Origin of the sequence: Novosphingobium resinovorum, assembly GCF_036352595.1 — a bacterium.
Taxonomy (GTDB): domain Bacteria; phylum Pseudomonadota; class Alphaproteobacteria; order Sphingomonadales; family Sphingomonadaceae; genus Novosphingobium; species Novosphingobium resinovorum_B.
The window spans coordinates 90,316-102,652 of sequence record NZ_JAZFAX010000004.1 but is presented as its reverse complement, the minus strand read 5'-3'; the positions used below and the strand labels follow the sequence as shown (position 1 = coordinate 102,652).

Below are 12,337 nucleotides of genomic sequence, written 5' to 3'. Positions count from 1 at the left end.
CGTGGACCCGATCCGCATTGCGGTGGTGGGCGTGGGCAAGATCGCCCGCGACCAGCACCTTCCTGCCATCGCCGGGAACAAGGCGTTCAGCCTTGCCGCCACCGTCAGCCCGCGTGATCCGGGCGTCGAGGGCGTGCCGCACGCGAAGAGCCTCGACGAACTGATCGCGAATGGCCCGGCGGTGGACGCGGTGGCGCTCTGCACGCCGCCGCAGGTCCGCTATGATCTGGCCGTGCAGGCGCTGTCGAAGGGCATGCATGTGTTCCTCGAAAAGCCGCCGGGCGCGACGCTGTCCGAAGTCGTGGCGCTGGAAAGCCGTGCCGAGAAGGTCGGCGCGACGCTGTTCGCCTCGTGGCATTCGCGCTTTGCGGCGGGCGTGGCCCCGGCGCGGGCGTGGCTGTCCGACCGCAGAATCGAGAAGGTCTCGATCGTGTGGCGCGAGGACGTGCGCGTGTGGCATCCGGGCCAGGCCTGGATCTGGGAGCCGGGCGGCCTTGGCGTGTTCGATCCGGGCATCAATGCGCTCTCGATCGTCACGCACATCCTGCCGCGCCCGATGTTCCTACAGGGCGCGACGCTGGAAATTCCGGCCAACCGCGCCGCGCCGATCGCCGCGGACATCGAGTTCCGCGACACCGCAGGCGCGCCGATCCACATGGACCTCGACTGGCGCCAGACCGGCCCGCAGTCCTGGGACATCGTCGTGGAGACGGACGCGGGCACGCTCAAGCTCGCCAACGGCGGCGCCGTGCTGACGCTGCCGAGCGGCACCGAGCATGCCGAGGACATGGAGTATCCGGGCCTCTACGCGCGCTTCGCCAGCCTCGTTCGCGGCGGTCGCAGCGACGTGGACGTGGCCCCGCTGCGCCTCGTCGCCGACGCCTTCCTGCGCGGCCACCGCAAGCTGGTGGACGAATTCCACGACTGACCAATCCCTAGGGAGGGGATACGTATGACCAAGTTGTTCCGTCGCACGTCGCTCGCCATGCTGATGGCAGCGACGGTGCTTTCCGCGCCCGTTTCCGCCGATACCGGCGGGCAGCCCACTACCGCCACGATCGAGGGCAGCAAGCCCGGTCCGGTCTACAACAAGGACGTCTTCACCCAGTTCGCCGAGCATCTGGGCGAGGGCATCTACGGCGGCCTGTGGGTCGGCAAGGGCAGCAAGATCCCCAACACCAACGGCTTCCGCAACGACGTGGTCAAGGCGCTGAAGGACTTGTCGGTGCCGGTGATCCGCTGGCCCGGCGGTTGCTTCGCCGACGAGTACAACTGGCGCGAGGGCATCGGCCCGCAGGCCAAGCGCCCGGTCAAGATCAACACCCACTGGGGTGGTGTGACCGAGCCCAACGCGGTCGGCACGCACGAGTTCTTCGAACTGATCCGCCAGGTCGGCGCCGAGGCCTACGTCGCGGGCAACGTCGGCAACGGCACCCCGCGCGAGATGGCCGAATGGGTCGAATACATGACCTCGCCCGCCGGTTCGCTGGCGGATGAGCGCGCCAAGAACGGCCACAAGGAACCATGGAAGGTCAAGTACTTCGGCGTCGGCAACGAGCTGTGGGGCTGCGGTGGCAACATGCGCCCCGAGTTCGCGGCGGACGAGACGCGCCGCTATGCCACCTTCATCAAGCCGCCCGCCGGGACCAAGATCCTGAAGGTCGCGGCAGGCGCCAACGTCGACGACTACAACTGGACCGAGACTATGATGCGCGTCGCGGCGAACCAGCTCGACGGCGTCTCGCTGCACTATTACGTCCACCCCGCCGGGGGCTGGCCGCCGCGTGCGCCCGCCGTCAACTTCGACGAGCATGGCTGGGCCGATGCGCTGAACGGCGCGCGGCACATGGACGAACTGATCACCAAGCACTCGGCGATCATGGACAAGTACGACCCCGAGAAGCGCGTCTTCCTCGCGGTCGACGAGTGGGGTTCGTGGTATGCGCAGGACGAGGGGACGCACCCCGGATTCCTGAGGCAGCAGAACACCTTGCGTGATGCGCTGATCGCGTCCGTCCACCTCGACATCTTCGCGAAGCACGCCGATCGCGTGCGCATGACCGCCATCGCGCAGATGGTGAACGTGCTGCAGGCGATGATCTTCACGCAGGGCAGCAAGATGGTGCTGACCCCGACCTACCACGTCTTCGAGATGTACAAGCCCTGGCAGGATGCCACCGTGCTGCCGCTCGAGATCAAGTCGCCGTGGTATTCCAAGGACGAGTTCACGATGCCCGCCGTCAGCGGCTCGGCGGTCAGGGCGAAGGACGGCAAGGTGCATGTCGCGCTGTCGAACCTCGATCCGAACCAGTCGAACACGGTGACGATCAGGCTCGACGGTGTCAGCGCTTCGGCGGTTTCCGGGCGGATTCTGACGGCTTCGGCGATCAATTCGCACAACACCTTCGACGCGCCTGACGTGGTCAAGCCCGCCGCCTTCACCGGGGCGAGCGTGCAGGGTGGCCAACTGGTCGTGACGCTGCCGGCGAAGTCGGTGGTGGTGCTGGAACTGCAGTGATGAAGGCGGCCTTCCTCGGTCTCGCGGCGCTGGCTCTTGCCGGTTCCGCGAGCGCCCAGCAGGTCGGCGAGAAGGGTGCCGGGACGCTGAATTCGCAGCTTTCCGGCGACCTTGTCGTGCATGATCCGGTCATCATCCGCGAGGGGGACACGTATTACGTGTTCAGCACCGTGGGCAAGTATATCGGTATCAAGACCTCGACCGACCTGAAGGTCTGGAAGGATGCCGGTTCGGTGTTCTCCGAAATACCGGCATGGGCGAAAGATGCTGTGCCCGGAACCGAAGGTATATGGGCACCGGATATTTCGTATGTGAACGGCGAATACCGGCTTTACTATTCGGTCTCGACCTTCGGGTCGAACCGCTCGGCGATCGGCCTCGCTACAGCCAAGACCCTCGGCGCAAAGGCGAAATGGCAGGATCATGGCCTTGTCGTCATGTCCACCAAGGACGATGACTTCAACGCCATCGATCCCAATTTCGTCGTCGATGCGCAGGGACGCCAGTGGCTGTCGCTCGGCAGTTTCTGGAGCGGTCTCAAGCTGTTCCCGCTCGACGCGAAGACCGGGAAGGTCGTGCCCGGCACCGAGCCGTACGCCATCGCGCGCCGCCGCGCGCCTGTGGGGGCGGCGGCGCCGGTGGAGGCGCCGTTCATCATTCCGCACGGCGGCTGGTACTTCCTGATCGCGTCCTACGACTATTGCTGCAAGGGCGTGAACTCGACGTATTACACCGTCGTCGGCCGCTCGAAGAAGATCACCGGCCCGTATCTGGGCCGTGACGGCAGTTCGATGATGGAGGGCGAGGGGACCATCCTGCTGCGCTCCGACCTGCAGGAAAAGCAGCGTTTCCGCGGGCCTGGCCATGCCGGAGCGTTCACCGACAAGGACGGCACGACCTACCTCGTCTACCACGCCTACGACAAGGAAGCCGACGGTCGGCCCACGCTGCGCATCGCGCCGCTGCGGTGGGACGCGGACGGCTGGCCTGTTGCCGAATACTGAGAACACCCACCTGAATACGCCCCGGCCGCCTATCGATACTTGGCCGGGGCGTCTTTTTCGGGTGGCACTGAGCGGCACCTAACGTACCCCTAACGCTACCACAACGCACCAGAACCGCCGGAGAGGCCATGATGAACTTCCCCCTGTCGCGCCGCAGCTTCGCCACCAGTCTTGGCATCGGCGCATCGCTGCTTCCGATCGCCTGCACCGCGCCGGGCAAGAGCGTGATCGGCACTTCGAAAAGCCCGCAGGCGCCGCTGGCGAGCAACCCGCTCATCAAGCAGCGCGCCGACACCCAGATCTTCCGCCACGACGACGGCTGGTACTACGCGATGGGCTCGGTGCCCGAGTACGACCGCCTCGCGCTGCGCCGGTCGAAGACGCTGGCGGGCCTGACCGATGCCGAGGAGCGGGTGCTCTGGCGCCATGAGGCGAGCGGGCCGATGTCGGGCTTCCTGTGGGCGCCGGAACTGCACTATGTCGACGGCAAGTGGATCGTCTACTTCGCGGCCGGTCCCAGCGGCGGCGGCGAGGACGTGTTCCGCATCCGCACTTTCGCCGTGGTCTGCGATGGACCCGATCCGATGACCGGCAACTGGTCCGTCCTCGGCGAGTTCAAGGCGCCGTGGGACAGCTTCAACCTCGACTCGACGATCTTCACGCATCGGGGCGTGCGCTACTTCTCGTGGGCGCAGCGCGAGCCGGGGATCGAGACCAATTCCAACGTCTATATCGCGCCGATGAAGGACGCGCTGACGCTGGCTTCCGCGCCTGCGCGGCTGACGGTGCCGACGCTCGACTGGGAAGTGCGCGGCTTCAAGGTCAACGAGGGCTCGGCCTTCCTCAACCGCAACGGCCGCCTGTTCATGACCTATTCGGCCAGCGCCACCGATGCGCGCTACTGCATGGGCCTGCTCAGCGTGGACGAGACCGCCAACATCATGGACCCGCGCAACTGGGTGAAGTCTCCCCGGCCAGTCTTTGAAACCTGCCGTGAAACCTCGGTCTACGGCCCCGGCCACAACAGCTTCACCGTGGACGAAGAGGGCCGCGACATCCTCGTCTACCACGGGCGCGACTACGAGAAGATCGAAGGCGACCCGCTGTTCAACCCTGACCGCCACACCCGCATCCAGCGCATCTATTACGATGCGGACGGGGTGCCCGACTTCGGCGTGCCGGTGGGCAACGGCGCGATCCCCGAGCGCTTTACCCCTGCCGTGCGTCGCACCGTGCGTCTGGCCTGCGACGGCATGACCCTTTCGGTGAGCGATGCACCGCTGGCGCAGACGCAGTTCCGCTCGGTCGATGCGGGCGAGACGGAAGTGCAACTCGTCCCGATCCTGCGGCCCGACTTGTGCCTGGCCGCCGGTCCCGACGGAGCGGTGCGCCTCGCCCCGCGCGACGTGGTCAGCGACGTCGCCGCCGAGGACCGCTTCCGCCGCGAGGTCGGCCCCGCCACCGGCACCGTGCGCTTCGCCTCGGTGGCTTACGAGGGCAGGGCGCTCGCGCATTTGGGCGACCGGGTGGTGCTGGCCGACGACTACGACGCCAGCGTGGCGTGGTTGGCGGACTGACGCCATGGGGTGATCGGAGCGCCACGAGCCGGTCACCCTCCATCTCGTCATTGCGAGCGATAGGGGGAGGCTTATTGTCTGATTAATTGAGTGGAAGTCGGCCAGCACGTTCAGGAGATGCCGCCAAGGTGCGCCTCATATGCCACATGTCCCCGCCCTTTTTGTCGGAGCAATGCATTTTCCACTTGCGCCTAAATAGTCCGACTAATAATCAGGCGCCACAGTTTATCGGGGCATGGTAATCGGCCAGCCCCCATGGGAGGGTTGATCCATGGCGCTCAAGCCATTTGCATTCTGCACCGCATCCGTTCTCGCACTCGGCCTTGCTACCGTGGCGCAGGCCCAGGACGCTGCGCCTCAGGATACCGCGCCTCAGGCCGCCGCCGATGATGCGAGTGCCGAGGACATCATCGTCACCGGCGTGCGCGCATCGATCGTCGGCGCGCTCAACGTGCGCAAGAACAGCGTCCAGATCGTCGACTCGATCGTCGCCGAGGACGTCGGCAAGCTGCCCGACAACAACGTCGTCGAGGCGCTGCAGCGCGTCACCGGCGTGCAGGTGACCGACCGCGCCGGCGGCGAGGCGGGCACCGTCACGATCCGTGGCCTTGCCGATCCGCTGACCACGCTCAACGGCCGCAACATCTTCACCGCCGCGGGCCAGTCGTTCGCGCTGCAGGATATCTCGGCGAACCTCGTCAAGCAGGTCGACGTCTTCAAGACCCGCTCGGCCGACCAGATCGAAACCGGCCTTGCCGGCCAGATCGACGTCCAGACCCGCCGCCCGTTCGATTTCGACGGCTTCGCGATCTCGGGCCTCGTGCGCGGCATCTACAACGAGCAGGCGGACAGCTACAACCCGAACGCCGCGCTGCTGGTGTCCAACCGCTGGGAAACCGGCATCGGCGACATCGGCCTGCTGGTGAACGGTTCGTGGAGCCGCACCAAGTACCGCAACATGTCGACGACGGCAGGTGCGCTGGTGCCGTTCGCCACCGAGAACCCGGCCGACGGCACGGGCCTGTCGCCGCTGGAGCGCATCTTCCCCGGTCCCGACAACGAGAACTGGACGCCCGGCCTCAACGCCGGTCTTTCGACCGCGCCGGGCTCGACGCTGAACATCAATGGCGTCGATACCCCGTACTACCTCTCGCGCGATGCGGTGTTCTCCTCGGACCTCTACGGCAAGCGTGAACGGCCTTCGTTCAACGCCGCGCTGCAGTGGGCGCCGAACTCCAGTTCGGTCTACACTGCCGAAGTGTTCTACGCCGGTTTTCGCGGCGAGACCTTCAACTCGCTGCAGTTCAGCTTCGTCGACTACTGGGCCGATCCGCAGTCGCCCACGCTTTACGACGGCACCAACATCGTGAAGTCGCGTACCGCCAACAGCGTCTACGGCTTCAACTCGGGTGACTACACCAAGAGCAGCACCGACAGCTACGTCTATGCCCTGAACGGCAAGTGGGATCTGGGCGATCGCGGCAAGATCATCGGCGACGTTGCGTACCAGACCAGCGTGAACAAGTCGTCGTTCATCGCCATGCGCACCGACCGCGTGGCCGACCAGATCAACGTCGATTTCAACGCCGGTGGCGGCGTGCCTTCGTACCACTTCAATGACGATTCGCAGCTGAACGACACCAGCCTGTGGAACGTCGCGCAGCTCTACGATAACGCCGATCGCAACAAGGGCGATGCCATCACCGGCAGCCTCGACGGCTACTACACCTGGGACGAGGGCTTCCTGCGCCGCATCAAGGCGGGCCTGCGCATCGACCGTCGCACCGCCACCAGCTACACCCGCACCCAGAGCGCCAACAACCTCGGCGTCAGCCTCGCCTCGCTGGGTGAGGATGCGGCCTTCACCAACTCCGACTTCATGTCGGGCGTCGCCGACGTGCCGCGCAGCTGGACGCTGGCCAACGGCTACTGGCTGCATGACAACGCCGATTACGTGCGCGGTCTCTACGGGTTGCCGACCTCGGACGCGCTCTCGCTGGCGAAGACCTTCGACATCGAGGAAACCACGATGTCGGGCTACCTGCTCGCGGACGGCCAGCTGACGATCTTCGGGCGTCCGCTGGATATCCAGGGCGGCGTGCGCTTCGTTTCGGTGGTGACCAACTCGAACTTCTACGACCGCTACAACGGCGGCGCCCTGACGCGCGGCGGCAGCCAGTCGGAGAAGTTCCTGCCGAGCTTCACTGCCCGCTACGAGATCGAGCCGAACCTGCGTGTGCGCTTCAACTACGGCGAGACGCTGCGCCGCCCGAACTTCGGCGACATCAACCCGACCTATGCGCTGACCGGCGACCTCACCAACGTCGGCTACGGCAGCGGCACGGTCGGCAATGCCAGCCTGAAGCCCACGCATTCGAAGAACTTCGACCTTGCGCTGGAATGGTACTTCGAGCGCAACAGCGCGATCACCGTCACCGCCTTCCGCCGCGAGATCAGCGGGCTGGTGGTGCCGCTGACCTCGATGGACTACATCCCGAACAACGGGATCGAGGCGGGCGCGACCGACTACTTCTCGGTCACCCGTCCGGTGAACGCGTCTGACGGCGTGCTCAAGGGCGTGGAAGTGGGCCTGACCTACTACCCGACCTATTTCCCCGGCCTGCTCGACGGCCTCGGTTTCCAGGGCAGCCTGACCGTTCTGGACTCGAGCCAGAACATTCCCGAGGCGGACGAACTGGGCAACATCACCCAGACGCAGTCGCCGTTCTTCAACGTCTCGAAGCTGTCGTACAATGCGACGCTGGCCTACGATCATGGCCCGGTCAGCGCGCGCCTGTCGTACATCTGGCGCAAGGGCTTCCTGCACAACAACGAGGCGCGCCTCTTCGCCAACCCGATCGGCGTGTGGTACAAGTCGGAAGAGAGCCTCGACTTCCAGCTGACGCTGAACGTCATGGACAACGTCGGCATCACCTTCGACGCGGTGAACCTCACCAAGTCGAAGCAGCAGAACTACTACAAGTACGGCAGCGCGGGTAACGCCGAGCAGTTCAACCTGGGTACTCTGCAGCTTGCCCGTACTTTTGCGGTGGGTGCACGCTTCACGTTCAAGTAATTGCCACTTCGGCCGATCCCGGTGCGCTTGCCATTCTGCGCGCCGGGGCCGGCTCAGGGCGGCCGCGCGGGGCCGGGGATCCTTCCTCTCCCAACACTCCGGCCTTGCGCGGCCGTCCATTTGACTGTGCCTGACAGTGTCTTCAGGCGGGGGCTTCGACAAGCTCAGCCTGAGCGGGTTTGAGAGCAGGTCTTTAAATCCCGCTCAGGCTGAGCTTGTCGAAGCCCCCTCAGCTTGGGCCGTTCACGGAAAGGACCGTTGACGTGCGCAAGAAACTGGCCCTGGCGGCGCTGCCCTTCATGGCGCTGCTTGCCGCCGCCGCCAGCCCGCCGATGGACCATGAGGCCATCGCCGAGGCCCGCTACGGCAACGACGCGGCGTGGTACGAGGGGCGGATTCCCTTCTTCGAATCCTCGGACGCGAAGATCGACGCGGTCTACTACTACCGCTGGGGCCTGTATCGCGCGCACCAGCGCGATCTCGGCAAGCAGGGCTACATCACCACCGAGTTCGCCGACGACGTCGACTGGCAGCGCGAGCCTTACGCCAGCCTCAACGACGCGAGCGGCTTCCACATCGCCGAAGGCCGCTGGCTGAACGACCGGCGCTTCACCGACGACTACATCAACTTCATGTACGAGGGCGGCAACGACCGCCACTTCACCGACCACATGGCGGACTCGGTATGGGGCCGCTACCTGGTCGACGGCGACCGCGAGGCATTGCTCGCGCACCTGAAGACGATGCGCCACGTCTACCGTCTGTGGGACGAGAAGTTCGACTTCGACAAGGGCCTGTACTTCGTCGAGCCGCTGCTGGACGCGACCGAGTACACGGTGTCCTCGATCGACGCCTCGGGCGGCAAGGACGGCTTCCGGGGCGGCGATGCGTTCCGGCCTTCGGTCAACGCCTATATGTTCGCCAATGCCCGCGCGCTCTCGCGCATGGCGCAGATGGCTGGCGATACCGCGATGGCGAAGGAATATGCCGCCCGCGCCGAGGCCTTGAAGGCGCGTGTGCTGGCGGACTTGTGGAACCCGAAGCTGCAGCATTTCACCGACCGCCACCAGATTACCAACGAACACGTCAAATACTGGGAGCCGATCCGCAACCGCGAACTCGTTGGCTACCTGCCGTGGATGTTCGATCTCGTCCCCGACGATGCGAAATATGCTGCAGCATGGGTGCACCTGACCGACCCGGGGTCGCTGGCGGGCAAGGCCGGGATGCGCACGGTCGAGAAGGCTTACGAGTACTACATGCGCCAGTACCGCTACCTCGGCCCGGACCCCGAGTGCCAGTGGAACGGCCCAATCTGGCCTTACCAGACGACGCAGGTGCTGACCGCGATGGCCAACCTGCTCGACCATTACGAGGCGCACGGCCCCGTCTCCCGCGCGGACTGGATGGCGATGCTGCGCCAGTACACCCAACTGCACTATCAGGGCGACAAGCTGGACCTGGAAGAAGACTACGACCCGGAGACCGGCAAGCCGATCGTCGGGCTGGACCGCAGCCACCACTACTTCCACTCAGGCTACATCGACCTGATCCTGACCGGCCTCGTCGGCATCCGCCCACGCAGCGACGACGTGCTGGAGGTCAATCCGCTGCAGCAGGGCCTCGACTGGTTCCGCATCGAGCGGGTGCCGTACCACGGGCACGAAGTCTCGGTGACGTGGGATGCGAAGGGCGCGCGCTACGGCAAGGGCCTCGCCGTCATGGTGGATGGGGTGGAAGTGGCCCGCCGCGCCGACCTTGGCCGGATCGAGGTGCCGGTATTGCGCAAGTCCAACGCGCCGATCGTGCGGGAGGAAAACCTTGCGGTGCAGCTGGTGCGCAGCGGTTTCCCGAAGGCCAGCGCCTCGTCCGGCACCGATGCGGAGAAGTTGCACGATGCGGTCGATGGCCGCGCGTGGTTCTACCCGGAACTTCCCAACGGGTGGGACTCGGACGCCTCGGGCAAGGCGCAGTGGTATGCGCTGGACTTCGGCAAGGCGGTTTTGCTGGGCAGCGCCGAGCTGGCGTTCTTCGCCGATGCTGCACGTTTTGCTGCACCGCGCAGCGTCAGCCTCGAAGTGTGGCGCGAGGGCCGGTGGCAGCAGGTCGGCGCGCCGGTGAAGCCGCTTGCCAACGGGGTGACGCGGGTGACGTGGCCTGCGGTCGAGACCGGGAAGTTGCGCGTGTCGATGACGCCAGCGAAGGGCCGCGCAATCCGTCTGGCCGAGGTGAAAGCGTTCGCGCGCTGATCCCACCCGTCGGCGTAAAACGCGGGGGCTTCGACAAGCTCAGCCTGAGCGGGTTTGGGAGGTTTCCACTACCCCCGCTCACCCTGAGCTTGTCGAAGGGTCACGGCTGAGCTTGCCGTAGCCCCGTCTGTCAAACCCGCTCCAGCGGCACCACCATCGCCGAGCCGCCGCCGAACTCGATCCGCCCGGTCACGCCGTAGACCTCGCGCAGCCGGTCGCTCGTCAAGACCTCCTGCGGCGTGCCTTGTGCCACCAGCATGCCGCGATCGACCAGCAGCAGCCGCTTGCAGTAGCGCGCCGCCATCGTCAGGTCGTGCAGCACCGTCACCACCAGCGCACCGCTGCGCGCCTCGGCGGCAAGCAGTTCCATCACGTCGATCTGATGCCCCGGATCGAGCGCGGCGAGCGGCTCGTCCGCGACCAGTCCCGGCGCGCCTACCGCCAGCGCCCGCGCCAGCATCACCCGCGCCCGCTCGCCGCCCGAAAGCTCGGTGGCGGTGCGCCCGGCAAGGTGCAGCACGTCGGCCCGCTCCATGGCGGCATGAACGGCGGCGAGGTCGTCCGCGCCCAGCCGCGACATCGGGCCGAGCCCGGGCAGGCGGCCCAGCGCCACCAGTCGCTCGACGCTGAGCGGCCAGTGCAGCGCCTGCCCCTGCGGCAGGTAGCTGACCAGCCGTGCCAGCGCCTTCGGCGTCATCCGCGCGATGTCGTGCCCGTCGATCTCGACCGCGCCCCGCGTCGCCGGGATCAGCCCGAGCAGCGCGCGCACCAGCGTCGACTTGCCCGCGCCGTTGGGGCCGATGATCCCGGTCAGTTCACCGGGGCGCAGCGTGGCGCTGATCCCGTGCAGCACCGCGCGGTCGCGCAGGTCCACGGAGAGGCCATTGAGGGTCACGGTCACCACAGGCGGCGCTCCTTCAGCAGATGGACGAGGAAGACGGGGACGCCGAGGAACGCCGTCACCACGCCCAGCTTCAACTCGCCCGCGGTCGGGATCAGCCGCACCAGAATATCGGCGCCGGTCAGCAGCACCGCGCCGCCGAGGAACGAGGGCAGTAGCACCGCCGAGGGGCTGCGGTCGGTCAGCGGGCGCACCAGATGCGGCACGATCAGCCCGACGAAGCCGACCGATCCCGACACCGCCACGGCGCCGCCCACGCCGATGGCGACGCCCAGCAGCAGCCGCGCGCGCGTGCGCGTCAGGTCCACGCCGAGCGAGCGCGCCCCGTCCTCGCCCAGCGACAGCGCGTCGAGCGCGCGCCCGTCCCACAGCAGCAGCGCCGCGCCGACGACGATGCAGGGCAGGGCGATCCAGACGTGGTCCATCGCCCGGTTCTCGATCGAGCCGAGCAGCCAGGCCATGATCTCCATCGCCGCGAAAGGATTGGGCGAGAGGTTCAGCGCGAGGCTGATCCCCGCGCCCGCCAGCGTCGAGACGGCGATGCCCGCAAGGATCAGCGCCAGCGGCCCCTCGGCCCGGCCCGCGAGCACGAACAGCAGCGCGAGGCTCGCCAGCGCGGCGAGGATCGCAAGCAGCGGCAGCACGGCGGGGCTGTAATCGCCGATGCCGAAGTAGATCGCCGCGACCGCGCCCAGCGCCGCCGAGTTCGACGCACCGAGCACCGAAGGCTCCGCCAGCGGATTGCGCAAGTACCCCTGCAGCGCGGCTCCCGCGAGGCCGAGCATCCCGCCGACCATCAGCGCCACCAGCGTGCGAGGCAGGCGCAGTTCGAGCAGGATCGCGCGCACCACCGGATCACCTTGGCCTAGCGCAGCATCGACCAGCCGCGCCGTCGGGATCGGCACCGCGCCCAGCATGAGTGAGGCGATCGCCACCAAGGCGATACCCAGCAGGAGAAGCGGAATCAGCGCCCGGTTACGAGCGCGCAGGACGGGAATTTCGGGCACGAGCA

Annotated in this window: 8 protein-coding genes; 6 read left to right on the top strand and 2 right to left on the bottom strand. The window is 66.7% G+C overall.

From position 1 onward, the window contains the following. Window position 1: 1 nt before the first annotated feature. From V2S85_RS05880 to V2S85_RS05855, 6 genes are all read left to right on the top strand, one after another. On the top strand, window positions 2-928 hold the full coding sequence (locus V2S85_RS05880; protein ID WP_330701934.1) for a Gfo/Idh/MocA family oxidoreductase: 927 nt from the start codon (window positions 2-4) through the stop codon (window positions 926-928). Between the two features lie 24 nt (window positions 929-952). Beyond that, window positions 953-2,518 (top strand): alpha-N-arabinofuranosidase, encoded by a 1,566-nt coding sequence (locus tag V2S85_RS05875; protein ID WP_330701933.1) that lies wholly within the window; start codon window positions 953-955, stop codon window positions 2,516-2,518. Beyond that, window positions 2,518-3,522: an arabinan endo-1,5-alpha-L-arabinosidase gene (locus V2S85_RS05870; protein ID WP_330701932.1), complete on the top strand. Its 1,005-nt coding sequence runs from the start codon at window positions 2,518-2,520 to the stop codon at window positions 3,520-3,522. Before V2S85_RS05875 ends, V2S85_RS05870 begins: the two co-directional genes overlap by 1 nt. 131 nt (window positions 3,523-3,653) lie before the next feature. After that, window positions 3,654-5,099, top strand: coding sequence for a glycoside hydrolase family 43 protein (locus V2S85_RS05865; RefSeq protein ID WP_330702057.1), 1,446 nt, complete (start codon window positions 3,654-3,656; stop codon window positions 5,097-5,099). Between the two features lie 271 nt (window positions 5,100-5,370). Continuing rightward, a complete protein-coding gene (locus V2S85_RS05860; RefSeq protein ID WP_330701931.1) occupies window positions 5,371-8,175 on the top strand; it encodes a TonB-dependent receptor in 2,805 nt (934 codons plus the stop codon). A gap of 263 nt (window positions 8,176-8,438) precedes the next feature. After that, window positions 8,439-10,424, top strand: a complete 1,986-nt coding sequence (locus V2S85_RS05855) for an MGH1-like glycoside hydrolase domain-containing protein (RefSeq protein ID WP_330701930.1) — start codon at window positions 8,439-8,441, stop codon at window positions 10,422-10,424. Window positions 10,425-10,554: 130 nt separating this feature from the next. On the opposite strand, the gene V2S85_RS05850 is transcribed toward V2S85_RS05855, so the two are convergent. Beyond that, window positions 10,555-11,328 (bottom strand): ABC transporter ATP-binding protein, encoded by a 774-nt coding sequence (locus V2S85_RS05850; RefSeq protein WP_330701929.1) that lies wholly within the window; start codon window positions 11,326-11,328, stop codon window positions 10,555-10,557. Beyond that, entirely contained in the window at window positions 11,322-12,332 is a 1,011-nt protein-coding gene (locus tag V2S85_RS05845) for a FecCD family ABC transporter permease (RefSeq protein ID WP_419198166.1), read from the bottom strand. Before V2S85_RS05845 ends, V2S85_RS05850 begins: the two co-directional genes overlap by 7 nt. Between the last annotated feature and the right edge of the window lie 5 nt (window positions 12,333-12,337).